The organism is Microbacterium sp. ZOR0019 (assembly GCF_000800925.1).
In the GTDB taxonomy this organism is placed as follows: Bacteria; Actinomycetota; Actinomycetes; order Actinomycetales; family Microbacteriaceae; genus Microbacterium; species Microbacterium aurugineum.
Genome location: NZ_JRKC01000065.1, coordinates 14,215 through 28,091 on the forward strand (window position 1 = coordinate 14,215; position 13,877 = coordinate 28,091).

Genomic DNA, 13,877 nt, shown 5'->3' on the forward strand with positions numbered 1-13,877 from the left:
GTTCTACCTCCGGTTCGCCTTCGGCGTGGGCGCGTCGTCGCTGGCATTGCGACTCGGCGTGCGCTTCTTCGTGCGCGTCTTACTCGAATCTATCTCCGCCTTGCGCTGCTTCACGTCCTTGTCGATCTTCTCGGCTGCGTGAGCGCGCGTGCGGTCGCGTGCGGTTTGCTCGGGCCGCTGCTCACTGCGTGTGAGCGCTGGTTCACGCTCGATGCTGTGGCCGCCGCGATCTGTCACCGCTTCGTCTGGCTGCGTCGTCACGCGCTCAGGCGCAGCGTCGTCGGTGCGCGTGCGTGTCTCGCTCAGCTCGGCACTCTCGACGCGCGGTGCATCCTCGCGCAGCTCGTCAGTGCCGTGTACGGGCACCTGTGTCTGGTCGTCGCTGCTCAGCGTCGGCTCGACGGTCTGCTGCTGCTCCTGCTGCGCTGCGCCCTGTTGCAGCTCAGGCGCGTTGCGCGCCAGCTTCTCATCGACGCGCTCGGCCGCGACCGTTAGAGCGTGCTGGATCAGCTCGGCATCCTTCCCCTGAACGTGGAAGGTGCGCGAGCCGTCGCGGTGCGTCTCAACGCTCCACACAACGCCGTGACGGCGCAGCTCGCGCTCTAGCTCCTTCGACACTGCCCGGTCGTCGATGTTCACTAGATCGCGCTTGCCCTCCGCGATCTTGCTGAAATCTTTGAGTGAAACCTGCCCGCTCTCGCGCTGCTTGTTGACGTTCTTCTGAATTGAACGGTAGATCGCGGTGACCGCTTTGAACGGCGCGGCCGCTACTCCCTTTCCAACCCATAGCGAGGCCTTCATGCTGGCGCTCGATGTGGTCATGGTGACCTTCTGTGTGAGCTGTTGCAGCTCGGCTTCACCCTTGTCTACGAGGTCAACCATTATCGTGTCCTTCCATCGTTGTTGCGTGTCGGTGCGTCCGGTCGCTGGCGATCTTCGTTGCGTGCGCGCAGCTTGTTCGCTTCCATTTCGAGGCGGTCTTGCAGTGTCATCGAGCGTGTGCCGCCGTCGCGATCCTGCTCTGCGTCATCGAGCGTGACCGCATCGGCCGAGCGTTCGTCAGCGCGTGCGGCGCGCTGTGCGTGTGTCTCGGCATCGCCCGCTGCAACATCGCGGCTGAGTCGCTGCGCTGCCTGCTCTCGCTGGCGCTGCTGCTGCGCTCGTTCGCTGCCCTCTCGTGCAGCGTTCGACTGCGCATGAATTCGATCTGATACAGACATCTTCGCTTCCTCCTTCGTTAGTTGCGTCAGTGCGTGAATGTCGCTCTTGGCTCCGTCAATCTCACGTTCCATGATGCGGAGTTGTGCTTGTAGGCCTGCGAGCTGTGCGGGGTCACCTGCGGGGGTCACCATGAGTTCGGCTGCTGCTACAAGCGTTGTCTGGTACGCGAAGTGACGCTCGGCAACGAACGCGCGTGCGCGTTCGATAGCGGCATCGGGGCCGCTGCGCCCGCTGTCACTCATCCATCGAGCCTTCGCGTTCACGCGAGCTTCGAGGGTGCGAAGTTCGCTGAGGCCGGTCTGCCACTTCGTCAGGTTTCCGCCGAGCTGCGCGTTCTTCGCGTAGTGCGTTGCACCCACTAGATCAGGTTCCGAGAACCACTTGTACAGGCCGATAGTGGGCACCGTCTTTGCCAGGTTGCCGCGTGCATCGGATAGCCGGTGCTCATCGTTTGCAGGTACATAGATGCGCAGCGCTCGACCATGCCGAACGATCTGAGTCTTGGCAACGGTCAGGTGTAGCTCGCGCTTCGTGCCCGGAACAATCACGGTCATCGTGTCGCGTGTCTCTTTCGTCACCATCGACACATCGACACCGATCTGGTTGACAACCTGGCGCGTGAGTCGAGCCATGATTGACGCTTCGGAGTACGCCGCGCCCAGTCGGTAATCGCGCACCGGTCGAGGCATCGAGATTTCGCGGAATGAGAGTGTGCCCGAGCGGCCGCCGCGTGTCGATACTTCGACGCCTGCGCGGCCGAGGATCGCTTGAAACTCTGTCCAGCTCGTCGCCCGAATGGCTGCTTTGTCAATCTCGGTGCGTATGAACTGCTTGCCGCTCTCCCCCTTGAGCACGCGGTAAATGTCTGCCATTGACCGCCCGCTTGCGCGCTCGGGCTTCGGTAGAACGCTCAAGCCTTGCGCTCTGCATAGCTCATCGCTCATGTCGCGAATGTTGCCGATGGTGCTCTTCTGAACACGGAACCGTCGGCCGGTTTCGCGGTTCACTGCGTTCAAGATGATGTGGTTGTGAACGTGCCCCTTATCGAGGTGCGTTGCAATCATGTACTCGTGCGATCCGCCCGTGATCTGCTCCGCGAGCTGCACGCCGAGTCGATGCGCGGTAGCAGTGTCTACGCCGTCTTTCGGGTCGAACGACTGGATCACATGATGCGCGAGCACGCTACCTTCGCGAGCCTTCGAGACGCCGACGCGCTGCGCGGTCTGCTCGAACTGCCGAGCAACGGCCTTGAAGTCAGACGGGTCAATGATCGTATCTGCGTTGGTCGAAACCCACACACCGTCAGCCGTTGCGTCAGGGCGCGAGATGTAAGCCAACGCCTTCGCGGGTGTTGACTTGATCTGCCCCATCTTCACAACGGCCATGTGCTCACTCCACCGCTTTCGCTGCCTGCTCGATCAGAGCTTGAATCTCGCGCACGAGCTGGCGCGTGTACTTCACTTCATCCAGCGTCGCGACGTTCTCAGTGTTCGCCTGCCTCGCGATCTGGTTGATGTTGTTGCCGATCCTCGCAAGCTCGGCACCGAGCGGTGCAGGATCGAACGCGATCTTTCGCACCTTCACTTCACCGTCGAGGATCGTTCGCCGCGCGAACTCATCGAAGCTCGACGCCTCCGCGAGAGACATGCGGCGCTCAACCGTCGCCCACTCAGAGTCAGAAAATGAAATGAGCTTGCGAACCGGCCGTGCTCTGCGTGGCTCCGGGTTCGTCATGCTCTCTCCTACTAGCGGGTTCGGGCTGCAAGCCCGTTATTGTCAGTCCTACCGGACGGACAAGCCGTAAGTGGTTACCACTTGCTATGCTTGCTACCCTCCGTGAGTCCATCCTACCCCCGAAGCTGCACAGTCGCTAGACTGGGTAGCGTAGGGGTATCGGCGCAGCCGATCCTCTGCGTAGCAGAATGAGAGTCGGCCGCGCTGCGCGCGGTCGGCTCTGTCAGCGCCAGCCCTGCCGGGCTGGCTCAGAAAAGGGAGTCAGCATGTCTACTGAACGGAACATTGACGATCTGCTCAAAGAGGATGAAGCGCGGCTGAAGGCCAAGCGCAAGCGTCTGAGCACGTTCGGCAAAGCACTTGAGGATGCACGCGCCGCGAGCGTCAAGGCTGCGGATACGGCCGCCGAGATTCTTGACGCCGGTGACCTCACACGCGCCGATATTGCGAAGGTCTTTGCTCTGAGCAAGGGTGAGCGCTCGACGCTCATTCCGGCCGCGCAACGTCGCGCAGCGTCGGCGTCAGCGGCGCAGTCGCCAGTACAGTCGGCGCACGCCGAACACGAGCCAAACTACAGCGCGGCCAATACCGATCAGTAGGGCTTGCACGAGCCAGATGATGCCGCGGATGATCGCACCCGCGCCGAACAACACGAGCTTGATAACAAGTGCGATCACCAGAACCGCGACGACGATGAGGACGACTGCCATGATCTGCATAGTGTCTCCTTTCGCTCGCGGTTTTGTGTGTGAGGGCTTCCCCCGATGATATGAGATTAGCTCCGGCCTGGCGAGCCTCAAGGGCGCTTTGCGTCGCTGCACGATGCGGCTTCGCCGCACCCTTGACCCTCGCCAGGCCTACGCTGCGGGCTTCATATCGGGGTAAGCATCACTGCGAGTAGCGGGGCTACTCGGGCTTCGACAGGGCACGGCTTACCGAGCTGCGGCCGACGCCGAGTGCGAGCGCGATTTGCGCGTAGCTCATCGGCGGGTCAGCCTCCCGCATGGTCTTCGCCATTGCGATTCGCTCGGGTGTCATGACGGTCGGGCGGCCGCCGATGCGACCCTGGGAGCGTGCGTGCTCGACGCCTCGCCGGGTGTTCTCGCGGATCATATCGACGCGGAGCTGCGCGAGCGTCGCCATGATCTTGAGCATGGCTTCACCCATCGCTGTTGACGGGTCTATGTCCATCCACGGTTCATCGAGGCTGCGCAGCTTCACGCCTCGCGCTGCGTGGTCACGGATGACCGAGATAGCGATGCTGTCGGTGCCTGCTACGCGGTCGAGCGAGGGAATCACCAGCTCATCACCGGGGCGTTGAATCTTGCGGCACTCGATCCAGTCGGGGCGATCCTCAACGCGACTTGAATAGCCAACATCAACGAAAATTCGTTCGCAACCTGCCTGTTCGAGGCGGGCGATCTGCGAGTCTGCATTCTGCTCGCGGGTGCTGACACGGGTGTATCCGAGCTTCACGGTTATCGTCCTAAGCTCGGGCCACGCTCGGGCGGCTTCGGCTTCGTACCGTCACCCAGCTCGGGCGTATCCGGGCCGCGATCTGCTGCGTGCTTCGGCTTGCTCGGCCGAGCTTCGCGCAGCTCGTTCATCTTGCGCTCGATGCGCTCTCCGAGCGTCATCGGCTTCTCGGGCGCTGCGTCGCCTGTGACGCGGCCGCCCTCGTGCATGAGCACGTTCGAGCGCGGCACGGCCGCGTGCTCGAACACGGGCACCATAGGCCGATGATTCGGGGTGTACTCCCCCATCGGCGGCCGCGTGGCGGCCGATGCCAGGTTCCAGACTTCCTCGGGCACACGCTCGAACTCAAGCGTGTACGGCGACCGCTCCGCGATGTGTTCCATGAACACCTTGGTCGTCCTACCGTTGCCCTCCCTGAACGGATGAGCCTGGTTGACGTGGGAGAAGATTTCGGCCGAGCGTTCCGCGAACGCTCCGTGGTCGAGCTGCGCCCAATCGGTGCGCTCGACCATCGAACGAACGTCGGTCAGATAGGCGTCTATCGCGCCGTTGTGAGCGTCAGCGAACGGGGCCGTGCCACCCTTCGCCATGTTCACAGTCCGGTAAGAACCGCTCCACTCAAAAACGTCTTGAAAGATATGGCCGTGCAGGGCCTTCATGTGCTCGCCGTCGAACGTGCGAGCCACAAGCTCGGGGCGCAGCTCAAGCTCAGTGCGCCGAGCGAACGACATGCGATAGTCGTAGCTGCGCAGCGCCTCGAAGTCTCGGATACCGGGCACGTTGCGCAGCACACCGTGGCCGGTCTGAGCGTCGTAAGTTTCCGGGTAGAAGTATGACGCCCACGAGTCGAACTGCTGCGGCATCAGAGCGCGGCGGCCGCTCCGGCGATGCGCGCCGCCTTGTCGGCCGAGCGTGCCTGGTAATCCTCGAACGTCAGCGCGCCGCGCGTGTAGTCGATGAGGTCGGCCACGTCTTCTCGGTTCGGCTCCCATCCCTCATGCCAGCCTGCCGCGAGCGAGCGCACAACGGCTCGGCGCTTGTCAGCGTCGAGCTGGTCGAACAGCTCGGGCCAGCGGGCCTCTACGTCAAATGATGGTTGCGACATAATGCTGCACCTCCTAGTGTACTCCTGATTTTACCGGCCTGCCCGCAAACGGTATAGGGCGGGTTTCGGGTCGGGGTTGGTTTCGGTCATAGGTTTCGGTCGGTCAGATAGCGGCGTGTCGCTGCCTCGGCGGGCTGCCCCGCTGGGCTGCCCGAAAACGACCGTTTACGGGCAGTGTCACTTCGGGTAGCTCGGGCCGTCTACGACCAGCCCGAACGGGCCGCGACGTGTGCCCCACGGCAGCGGCTTACCCTCGTCCATATCAGCGCACAGCCCGCACCTCGACGTAGGCGGCGAGGGCTTCGCGCACCACGTCAGATTCCTTGCGGTGCTCGCGCTCGGCAATTGCGGTCACGCGATCCTTGAGCGCCTGCGGCACGCGGGCACGCACCACGGGCGATGCTCCGGCCTTCGCGCCGACGCTCGGCCGCCCGAGCACAATGCGGGTCAGCTCGTCCACACTCGTCGCGCCCGTGGCCTCAATGAGACTACGCTGCGCCTCGGCGGTCGCCTCCGATCCTCGGCGCACGGTGCCAGGCTTTACCTTGAAGTCGCCGCGCTCGGCGCGCGCCGCCAGCTTTTCGTAGTTGGTGCTCATGGTGCTACTTCCCTTCGTTGAGTAGGTGTCGGAACAGATCACTCAGTGGCATCGCATGAAAGATCACAATGGTTCGCGGTGGACGGTGCGCGGCGATAACTTCGATGTAGCGATCAGTCTGACCGTGCGGGTGCCCGACATAGACCATCGTGACTTCGCCCGGCTCCCCATCAACTTCGGCCGATACCTCCGCGTGCATGATCGCGTAGAGCGAATCTTCGCGCGGAATGCCGTGCTTGTCGGCGCTACTCGTGAACTGAACTCCCATAACTAAAGGGTAGCACAAAATGCGGCTACATAACAGTAGCCCCATTTACCGTTGGCTGCCGCTAGCCGCGCATAAAGCTGCCCGGGTGTATCAGCGGCATTAAACAGATGAGGGGGCAAGAACCATGTGAAGGATTCCTGCCCCCTGGTGAGGCGCTCGCAAAGGGGGATGCGTACACGCCTCTCCCCGCCTGTCAGCCGACGTCCATCGGGGAAATGAAACCGTCGTTCATGAGGGCAGGGTGCTCAGAATCAGAGAAATCCGTCCTAAACGTTTCCTGATACAAATTTCGAGGTAGCCAGTCAGGTGGGAGGCGTGTACGCCTCCCACCTGACTGCTCACTTAGCTACGCCGACGGCGTGCGGCCAGGAGTACGGTGGCTACACCGGCAAGGAGTAACGCCAGTGCCGCAGCACCCATGATGCCCAGCCCAGCACTACCGGTGGAGGCGAGATCGCCGCCCTTCTCGACCGGAACTTCGTCCTTCTCGATAGTGTTCGTCAGCGAGATTTCCACCACGTCGGACTTGCCGACTCCGACCGTATCGGTGCTGAATTCGTGACCTGTCCAGGTCGCGCCGTCAACACCGGCAGGGGTCTGCTCGGTCAGTTGAACCTCTGCACCAGCGGGCAGGCCGTCAACGGTAACCGGGGTGCCGTCCGCGACCACTTCGAGGGAGCCTTCGCCCGCCTCGAAACCAACCCCGGCCTTGTACTCGTAGTGCACCACGAACACTGCACCATTAGCCACAAGGTTCTTGCCGCTGCCGTCAATGAGTTTCTGGATGCTGAAGCCGCCCTCGCCGAGCGCGATCTCGTTCACCAGGGCCACCTCAGCGGTCTGGTTTTTGCCGACCGTGACGACGTTGCCGTCAGGGAACGACGCCGATACCCAAGTGCCGTTCTCCGGGTCAACCGGAAGCACTTCTTCCAGCGTCACGACCGCGCCCTCGGGGAGGCCGTCAACCGTGGCGGTGCCACCCTTGGTGACCGTCAGCGACCCTTCGCCCGCCTCGTACCAGTCACCGGCCGGGTAGGAATAGTTCACCGTGAATTCGGTGTCCTCACCGATCAGATCGGCACCCGATCCCTCGACCGCCTTGGTCACTGCGAAACCACCAAGATCGCGTTCGATCTCGTTGGTCAGTACGACCTCGAATGTGGTCTTATCACCGATGGTGAAGGTCGGGTTGTCGAACTCGTAGCCGAGCCAGGTACCGCCCGCGACCTCGGTCGGGGCGGCCTCGGAGATCGTCACCTCGGTGCCGTAGGGCAGCGGATCACTAACAATGGCCTCGCCGTTGTTGGCAACGGTCAGGGTGCCCGTACCGGTCGCGGGGTCAGCTCCGAGACCTTCGGGGAGCGTGTAGCTGTAGTCCACGGTGAACAGGGCGTCCTCGCTCACGAGGTCGGCACCGTCTCCGGTGACCGCCTTGAGCACGGAGAAGTCACCGTTGTTCCACGAAATCGGGTTGTCCAGATCAATGCTGACAACCGTGTCCTTCACGACTGTGAAAGACGACTCGCTGAACTCCGGCTCACCCCAGGTGCCGCCGGTCGGGTCATCCAACGAGAGTTCAGTCAGGGTGACCGTCGCACCAGCGGGAATGCCGTTGACGGTTTCGGTTTCACCAGCACCAAACTCGATCTGACCGGAACCGGCAGGGAACCCGTTGATCGCGTCGTACTCGTACGTCACCGTGAACACGGCATCTTCGGGCACAAGTTCCGTACCGTCACCGATAACTGCCTTGGTGATCGAGAAGCCGCCCACATCTTGCGTGATCGTGTTCCTCACCGAGACCGTCACCGGATCGGTGCTGTCACCAATGGTGAGCGTCGCAGGGTCGATGACCGGTTCACCCCAGGTTGCACCAGGCACGTTCGGGAGGTTCGGTTCAGACAGTGTGAGTACCGCACCAACAGGCAGTGCGTCGCTTGTCACGCTCTCCCCCGAGATCGGCAGCGTTAGCGTTCCATAACCCGCAGCGAAACCCTTTTCAGCATCAGCGGGGTAGCTGTAGTCCAATGCGAACTCGAGATCGTCGGCCAGCGGCACACCGTCCTCGTTCACCACGTTCTTCTGTGCGGAGAAGTCGCCCTTTTGCAGGGTTGCTCCGTTTAGCAAGCGTATCTCAGTGACCGCACCCAGCTTTCCGTTACCGTCCGCGGTGAACGTGAGTGTGTCAGCAGGGTTACCGTCAGCGTCGAGGAACACCGGTGTCGCCCAGTTGACGTTTGCTGGGTCGGTCGGCTGCACCTCGGTCAGCTCCACCACAGAGCCGCGGAAGAACTCCTGACTCGTGAAGGTCTCGCCCGAGTGCAGTGTGAACGATTTCTCGACAGGTTCCTGCCCCGGCTCGGTGACGGTGTAGTTCACCGTGAACGCTGGGTTCAAGGTGGTGTCGCCGGTCAGCTCTTTCGTGACCTGGAACTTGCCGTAGTTCGTGCCAACGACATTGCCGCCTCGGTTGTAGCGTGTTGCGCTGCCGTTGACGTTACCGGATTCTTCACCGTTAATATCCCATTCGGCTGCGTTGCGGAAAACACGGTCGCCGTTGTCTTGTAGTTCGCCACCAGTGAGAGCTTTCACCTTCCACTGCACCAGGTAGAAGCTACCGTCGGTGCCGCGCTGACTTCCCTGTGCGGGCGGTGCGATCTCGTCGTGGTTATTCCAGCCTGCACCGCGACCATCGCGGGATTCAAACGTGGCTGTCAGATCACCATTACTCCAAGTGACGTCACTTGTGGGGTAGGTCTGCCAACCGCCGACTACCTCATTGCCCCAACGGTCGTACTGCAACAAACCGGCCTCGCGCACACGCGGGTACTCGTCATCAACAATGAGTTCGTAAGAATCTTCATCGAGCAGGTCGGTGACAGTGACGGTGTTGCCCGCGGGGATACCGGTGTTGCCGCCCCTCACCTGCACAGTGAAGGTGATCTCATCAGTGGCCGTGTTGTATGAACCCCACTTGCCATCCCAGAACTCACCAAATTCGCAGTCCTCGGTGCACCAGTTACGGCTCGGCGTGACGACTACCTCGTTCTCGAACCCACCAATATCAATGGTCTGGTTGACGTCTTCACGGTTATCGTTCTCGGTGCGCGCCTCGAAGAAGAAATCACCTGACACCCCGTGCGGGTTAGCCTCGATGAACGCATCATCAATCGTGCAGGTTACCTGCGTTCGCGTGACAACGCACTCACCTGCGGGGCCATCAGGCCCGTTGACCGGGAACGTCTCGGGGTTCCCGTAGAAACCGTCCGGGAGGTCAATGGTCAGCGTAACCGGGGTTTCTGCCTCACCCGGGATGCTCCAATCGACGTCGATCCTCTGATAGGACCAATCCTCGATGACTCCATCATCGCCGTCATACTGGATCGCAATATTATCGATCTGTACCTGACCGCCGTCAGCGGCAGCGGCAGGCGAAACAGGTGAAAACGCGAACAGCGTCGTCACCAACAGCAACAAAGCTGTGAGAAGCCCCCCCCCACCCCCCGTTTAGTCAGCCCAGGCCACGCCAGGGCGGTGTTCTCAGACTTCAAAATGACTCCTTGCTCATGAACTATTACTTATCTGTTCGTACAGTCGCGTACCACGACACGCAGGAAGCGACCCTACTTGACGGGGAAGCATCGGCATGTAAAATCCCCCACCATACAAGATACAACAACACACAGCTGCTTCACATCTAGCCACCGAAGCTCGCAAACGGGAAGCGATAAATAGTTAACTGTGGTGCACGGTGTCGGGCTTCACGTTGAGGTCACTGTGCTCCGCACATGCTCCAAATCATCGTTGTTGGAGTGAGTTATTGGGTGCAGCCTCCACCTTGTGCGATGTGACCGCGCTTCATCAGCTCAAAGCGCACTTCGCTCAACAACGTATTGCAGTGCTGCAGCTCTTCGTCACTCGCAGCGGCGGCTATCGCCGCCTCAAGTCGACTCATCTCACGCGCCAGCTCCGCGTCGCTCATCTGATCGCTCTGAGTCATAGCTGCCCCTCTCATATCGTGGCGAAACCGAGCAGCGCGAAGGCTAACGTGACGGCCGCTCCCCCGAGCATCAACGGTTTCTCAGTTCGGGCCAGCGGGCCTTCGGTGATCTGCTTACGGCGGATCAGCCATGATGCAACGAACATGGCGATGCCTACGACGATCCCGACATAGTAGATGATCTGTAGCGCGCTCATCAGTTCTCCTGCGGCTCCTGATACCAGCGCACGACGCCGTTATGGCCGTGTGCCCGGTGAACGTGACTCGATGCCAGCCTGAGCATGTTTGCTGCGGTGGTCAGCTCGTCAGCGGCCGCACGGGCGCTGCCGGTGCCGTCGCCGTCTTCGCCGTCGTAGTGTGTGCCGTCCTCGGTGCGGCTGTGCCACTTGCCGAGCTGGTCGATCACCTGCGCCAGGTGGTCGATAGTCGCGCCCAGCTCACCGAGCAGCCGGTATGAGTCGCGCGGGTGCGGTACGTCACGGGTTGAATGCGCGAGCGCACGCGCCAGCTCTTCGACCTCGGCGGCGATTTCGAGCTGCCGCTGTTCCTCGTTGATTGCCATTGTGGTTACTCCCCTACTCCATCGGGCGGCCGGGTGACAGGCTGTGCGCGGGTGCGCCCTCGAACGGTCGGCCACCGTTCAGCTCGGCTTCGAGCTGCATTACCTTGTCGAGAATTGCCTCAAGCTGGAAGTCAGAGAGTGACCGATACGGCCGCCCTGCGTTCCTCGCTGCAATGAACGCTGCCCGGATGCGTTCGCTATCCTCCGGGGCCGCGTAATAGCCCATCTTCGTGCGGGTGCCAGGCTTCGAGCTGGCGGCCGCCGCGGTGCGCTTTGGCGCAGCGGGCGCGGCCGCTGCGGGTGCTGTTCTCTCAGGGGCCGGCTGTGTCGTCTCAACGCGGCCGCTCATCGGCGCTACGGGCGACAGGCCGCCGAGTTGTGAGCGTCGGCGTTCGGGTTTCTTAGACATGAGCAGTTCCCTTCATGAGCTGGTCGATGTGTGCGGCGTAGATCGCGGCGAGGTCGCGCGCCTGCGCGTCGCCTTCGTCCAAGCCGCGGGCCGTCTCGGTGGCATCTGCGATTGCCTGCCGCTTCGGCACGGGTGGGGTAAGAATCGGGAGCTGTGCGGCCTCGGCGGCCGCCGTCAGCTCGTCGGCCCAGTAGCCTCCTGCGAGTGTGTGCGCCTCGTGCGCGTTGAGCACCAGACCGGCGACCGTGAGCTGCGGGTTATAGTGCTCGCGTACCTGGCCCACGGTGGTCATGAGCTTCGCGAGGCCGTTGACGCTCCACAGCTTCGACTGTGAGACGATCACGACTGCCTCGGCGGCCGTGAGTGCGCTGATCGTCAGCGGGTCGATAGCGGGGCCACAGTCGATGAGCACCAGGTCATATTCGGCCTGGATCGCTGCGAGCTGCGCGCGCAGCCGCGATTCGCGGCCCGGCTCCGATGAGATAACGAGTTCGTTTCGCACGTCGGCCAGGGTGTCGCCCACGGTCGGCGCGACTGTAAGGCCTTCCCAGATACCGGGCACGAGCACGTCGGCCAGCGTGTCTTCGCTGCGGCTACTGAGCGCGTCTGCCACTCCGACGTCGCCCTCTTGCATGTCTTCGGTGAGAACGCTGGTGATGTTCCCCTGCGGGTCGGCGTCGATCACCAGCACGCTCTGTCCTGCGAGGATCGCGGCGCGGGCGTGGTGGTAGACGGTGGTGGACTTCCCCACTCCGCCCTTCTGGTTGCAATACGCAAGAATCATGGTGCCCTTCTTTCAGGTCTAATGGTACTAATACCCCTATTGGGGGCAGATAGTGGGCTGCACCTTGGCAGCCCACTATCTCGGCGGTCTAGTTCCGGCGCTCGACGGTGACGGTCTGGCCGCGAAGGCTCACGGTCACTTCCGCATCGAGCACCTTGCGAACGGTGCGGGTGTTGCCCTCGTCGTTCGTGTAGGTGTCCAGCAGCTCTTCGCCCGCGACGTTCACGCGCACGTTCCCGCAACGCTCAGCGAGGTCGCACAGCGCTTCGGCGTCGGCTCCCCAGACTACAACGTCGTAGCCCTCGGTGCCGCCGTCCTCGAACTCACCGCCCTTGTTCACGCGATCCGTGCGGATGACGCGAGCGAAGGTGTAGGGGCGGCCGTTCTTGTCGGTGCGCAGCTCGGGTGCCTTGGCCAGGTTCCCGGTGAAGCTGATGAAGGTGGTCATGATCTTTCCTCTCGGTTCGGTTTCGGGGTTATGGGGTTTATAGGTCTATTGTACCTAATAGGTCTAGTCGTGTCTATGGTTTCGCAGATTATCCGGTGCAGCTCCCCCACATTCCCAGCGCGTCGGCCTGCGCTGCGCGCTCTGCGTCGCGGTGCTCGGCCTGGCCGATGTAGGGCGCATCGTAGGTGTACTCGTGCGCGGCTCCTGCTTCGAGCAGCACGACGGCGGCGCTCTGCCCGTCGATGTAGACGTGGCGCAGCAGTCGCCCGTAGCGGTCGGTGTCATCCTGAGTAGGATCGGCGCGCAGCTCGACCGCCTGCCCGTAGACCATTGTGTTCAGCTCGTCGCGCGCCTCTTGCGCGTAGCAGTCATCCTGCCCGCCGTCACGGTTGATTTCGGGTGTATCGAGGCCGATGAGGCGCACGCGCGCCTCTCCCCCGGCCGTCTGCACGTCGATGGTGTCGCCGTCCACTACGGCGATCACTTGTGCGCTCTCAGCGGGCAGCAGCTCGGCGTCGGCTGCGCTCGTCTCGGTGCAGCTCTGTAGGCCGGTGGCGCTTCCGATTGCGAGCACGCCTGCAAGGATCGTGCGCAGCGCGCCTGCAAGGATCGTGCGCAGCGCGCCCGCCCTCACTTGCTCTTCCCTTCGAGCCGGTCGATAGAGCGGATCATGCGGTCTTCCCACATATCTTTCTCACTCGATCCCATTTCATCCCAGCCCAGCGGGTACTTGATCCCGGCTGCACGGATGCGGTCTTTGATCTTCTGGTGCTCGGCCTCGCGCTTCGCGATCCACGCGGCGCGCTCTTCTTTGGTCAGCATGATATTTCCCCCTTATGGGTCTTATGGGTCTATTCCGCGGTGTCAGTGAGTCGCTGCGAGAGCGCTTCGATCTTGTCGGGTCGAAAGCCTGACCAGTGCTCGTCATCGGTGACGACGACGGGTGCCTGCATGTAGCCCAGCCCCTTGACGTACTCGGCGGCCGCATCGTCGGCGGTCACGTCGATCACCTGGTAGTTGATGCCCTTGTTATCGAGCGCCCGATAGGTCGCGTTGCACTGCACGCAGCTCGGCTTGCTGTAGACGGTGACTGTAAAGCTCATGATCGGTTCCTTTCCTGCCCAGTGCCTCGGTTCCCTCTGACACTCCCCCACGTTTTTTTGCCGTGAAGGCACCATGTGCCTTCGTAGCGAGCGCAGCCGGAGGGCAAGTGACCGTGGAATACCGGAGCGGCCGAGCGCCAGCGAGAGACGCGAGGATATGCCGCGAAAG

Annotated in this window: 19 protein-coding genes; 1 reads left to right on the forward strand and 18 read right to left on the reverse strand. The window is 62.2% G+C overall.

Annotation, left to right across the window (positions count from 1 at the left end):
- Positions 1–3: 3 nt before the first annotated feature.
- Genes L978_RS13665 through L978_RS13675 form a run of 3 tightly spaced genes read right to left on the reverse strand, consistent with a single transcriptional unit; the run spans position 4 to position 2,955 of the window.
- Entirely contained in the window at positions 4–882 is an 879-nt protein-coding gene (locus tag L978_RS13665; protein ID WP_047523833.1) for a DUF3801 domain-containing protein, read from the reverse strand.
- Positions 882–2,606, reverse strand: a complete 1,725-nt coding sequence (locus tag L978_RS13670; RefSeq protein WP_047523835.1) for a relaxase/mobilization nuclease domain-containing protein — start codon at positions 2,604–2,606, stop codon at positions 882–884. Before L978_RS13670 ends, L978_RS13665 begins: the two co-directional genes overlap by 1 nt.
- A gap of 4 nt (positions 2,607–2,610) precedes the next feature.
- On the reverse strand, positions 2,611–2,955 hold the full coding sequence (locus tag L978_RS13675) for a MobC family plasmid mobilization relaxosome protein (protein WP_047523836.1): 345 nt from the start codon (positions 2,953–2,955) through the stop codon (positions 2,611–2,613).
- 266 nt (positions 2,956–3,221) lie between these two features.
- On the opposite strand from L978_RS13675, the gene L978_RS18800 reads away from it, so the two are divergent.
- On the forward strand, positions 3,222–3,554 hold the full coding sequence (locus L978_RS18800; protein WP_047523838.1) for a hypothetical protein: 333 nt from the start codon (positions 3,222–3,224) through the stop codon (positions 3,552–3,554).
- Positions 3,555–3,861: 307 nt separating this feature from the next.
- Here L978_RS18800 and L978_RS13685 read toward each other — a convergent pair whose 3' ends face one another.
- From L978_RS13685 to nrdH, 15 genes are all read right to left on the reverse strand, one after another.
- Positions 3,862–4,431 (reverse strand): recombinase family protein, encoded by a 570-nt coding sequence (locus tag L978_RS13685; protein ID WP_231555071.1) that lies wholly within the window; start codon positions 4,429–4,431, stop codon positions 3,862–3,864.
- A 2-nt stretch (positions 4,432–4,433) separates the two neighbouring features.
- Positions 4,434–5,294 carry a Fic/DOC family protein gene (locus tag L978_RS13690; RefSeq protein WP_047523841.1) on the reverse strand — a complete coding sequence of 287 codons (861 nt, stop codon included), beginning with the start codon at positions 5,292–5,294 and terminating at the stop codon, positions 4,434–4,436.
- Positions 5,294–5,536 (reverse strand): antitoxin VbhA family protein, encoded by a 243-nt coding sequence (locus tag L978_RS13695; protein WP_047523843.1) that lies wholly within the window; start codon positions 5,534–5,536, stop codon positions 5,294–5,296. The genes L978_RS13690 and L978_RS13695 overlap by 1 nt, the downstream gene beginning before the upstream one ends.
- Before the next feature lie 262 nt (positions 5,537–5,798).
- Positions 5,799–6,134: a hypothetical protein gene (locus tag L978_RS13700; protein WP_047523845.1), complete on the reverse strand. Its 336-nt coding sequence runs from the start codon at positions 6,132–6,134 to the stop codon at positions 5,799–5,801.
- Between the two features lie 4 nt (positions 6,135–6,138).
- Complete coding sequence (locus L978_RS13705) at positions 6,139–6,402, reverse strand: hypothetical protein (RefSeq protein ID WP_047523849.1); 264 nt, start codon at positions 6,400–6,402, stop codon at positions 6,139–6,141.
- Positions 6,403–6,744: 342 nt separating this feature from the next.
- Positions 6,745–9,867 (reverse strand): DUF5979 domain-containing protein, encoded by a 3,123-nt coding sequence (locus L978_RS13710; protein ID WP_156118301.1) that lies wholly within the window; start codon positions 9,865–9,867, stop codon positions 6,745–6,747.
- 352 nt (positions 9,868–10,219) lie between these two features.
- Positions 10,220–10,402, reverse strand: a complete 183-nt coding sequence (locus L978_RS13715; protein ID WP_047523852.1) for a hypothetical protein — start codon at positions 10,400–10,402, stop codon at positions 10,220–10,222.
- A gap of 11 nt (positions 10,403–10,413) precedes the next feature.
- Positions 10,414–10,599: a hypothetical protein gene (locus L978_RS13720; RefSeq protein WP_047523853.1), complete on the reverse strand. Its 186-nt coding sequence runs from the start codon at positions 10,597–10,599 to the stop codon at positions 10,414–10,416.
- Positions 10,599–10,964: a hypothetical protein gene (locus tag L978_RS13725; RefSeq protein WP_047523855.1), complete on the reverse strand. Its 366-nt coding sequence runs from the start codon at positions 10,962–10,964 to the stop codon at positions 10,599–10,601. Before L978_RS13725 ends, L978_RS13720 begins: the two co-directional genes overlap by 1 nt.
- A gap of 13 nt (positions 10,965–10,977) precedes the next feature.
- Positions 10,978–11,373: a ParB family protein gene (locus L978_RS19320; protein ID WP_197055671.1), complete on the reverse strand. Its 396-nt coding sequence runs from the start codon at positions 11,371–11,373 to the stop codon at positions 10,978–10,980.
- Complete coding sequence (locus L978_RS13735) at positions 11,366–12,157, reverse strand: ParA family protein (protein WP_047523859.1); 792 nt, start codon at positions 12,155–12,157, stop codon at positions 11,366–11,368. The genes L978_RS19320 and L978_RS13735 overlap by 8 nt, the downstream gene beginning before the upstream one ends.
- An 88-nt stretch (positions 12,158–12,245) precedes the next feature.
- Complete coding sequence (locus tag L978_RS13740; protein ID WP_047523860.1) at positions 12,246–12,605, reverse strand: single-stranded DNA-binding protein; 360 nt, start codon at positions 12,603–12,605, stop codon at positions 12,246–12,248.
- Positions 12,606–12,693: 88 nt separating this feature from the next.
- The gene (locus L978_RS13745) at positions 12,694–13,239 is read right to left on the reverse strand and encodes a thermonuclease family protein (RefSeq protein ID WP_052193759.1); all 546 of its coding nucleotides are present in this window, start codon (positions 13,237–13,239) and stop codon (positions 12,694–12,696) included.
- Complete coding sequence (locus L978_RS13750; protein WP_047523862.1) at positions 13,236–13,427, reverse strand: hypothetical protein; 192 nt, start codon at positions 13,425–13,427, stop codon at positions 13,236–13,238. Before L978_RS13750 ends, L978_RS13745 begins: the two co-directional genes overlap by 4 nt.
- A 29-nt stretch (positions 13,428–13,456) precedes the next feature.
- Positions 13,457–13,708: a glutaredoxin-like protein NrdH gene (gene nrdH, locus L978_RS13755; RefSeq protein ID WP_047523863.1), complete on the reverse strand. Its 252-nt coding sequence runs from the start codon at positions 13,706–13,708 to the stop codon at positions 13,457–13,459.
- Positions 13,709–13,877 lie beyond the last annotated feature (169 nt).

Excerpts from the sequence above, each read along its gene's own strand:
- L978_RS13705 (WP_047523849.1), bottom strand. The coding sequence starts at position 6,402 with ATGGGAGTTCAGTTCACGAGTAGCGCCGACAAGCACGGCATTCCGCGC.
- L978_RS13665 (WP_047523833.1), bottom strand. The coding sequence starts at position 882 with ATGGTTGACCTCGTAGACAAGGGTGAAGCCGAGCTGCAACAGCTCACA.
- L978_RS13735 (WP_047523859.1), bottom strand. The coding sequence starts at position 12,157 with ATGATTCTTGCGTATTGCAACCAGAAGGGCGGAGTGGGGAAGTCCACC.
- L978_RS13700 (WP_047523845.1), bottom strand. The coding sequence starts at position 6,134 with ATGAGCACCAACTACGAAAAGCTGGCGGCGCGCGCCGAGCGCGGCGAC.
- L978_RS19320 (WP_197055671.1), bottom strand. The coding sequence starts at position 11,373 with ATGTCTAAGAAACCCGAACGCCGACGCTCACAACTCGGCGGCCTGTCG.
- L978_RS13740 (WP_047523860.1), bottom strand. The coding sequence starts at position 12,605 with ATGACCACCTTCATCAGCTTCACCGGGAACCTGGCCAAGGCACCCGAG.
- L978_RS13690 (WP_047523841.1), bottom strand. The coding sequence starts at position 5,294 with ATGCCGCAGCAGTTCGACTCGTGGGCGTCATACTTCTACCCGGAAACT.
- L978_RS13675 (WP_047523836.1), bottom strand. The coding sequence starts at position 2,955 with ATGACGAACCCGGAGCCACGCAGAGCACGGCCGGTTCGCAAGCTCATT.
- L978_RS13720 (WP_047523853.1), bottom strand. The coding sequence starts at position 10,599 with ATGAGCGCGCTACAGATCATCTACTATGTCGGGATCGTCGTAGGCATC.
- L978_RS13670 (WP_047523835.1), bottom strand. The coding sequence starts at position 2,606 with ATGGCCGTTGTGAAGATGGGGCAGATCAAGTCAACACCCGCGAAGGCG.
- L978_RS18800 (WP_047523838.1), top strand. The coding sequence starts at position 3,222 with ATGTCTACTGAACGGAACATTGACGATCTGCTCAAAGAGGATGAAGCG.
- L978_RS13750 (WP_047523862.1), bottom strand. The coding sequence starts at position 13,427 with ATGCTGACCAAAGAAGAGCGCGCCGCGTGGATCGCGAAGCGCGAGGCC.
- L978_RS13715 (WP_047523852.1), bottom strand. The coding sequence starts at position 10,402 with ATGACTCAGAGCGATCAGATGAGCGACGCGGAGCTGGCGCGTGAGATG.
- L978_RS13695 (WP_047523843.1), bottom strand. The coding sequence starts at position 5,536 with ATGTCGCAACCATCATTTGACGTAGAGGCCCGCTGGCCCGAGCTGTTC.
- L978_RS13725 (WP_047523855.1), bottom strand. The coding sequence starts at position 10,964 with ATGGCAATCAACGAGGAACAGCGGCAGCTCGAAATCGCCGCCGAGGTC.
- nrdH (WP_047523863.1), bottom strand. The coding sequence starts at position 13,708 with ATGAGCTTTACAGTCACCGTCTACAGCAAGCCGAGCTGCGTGCAGTGC.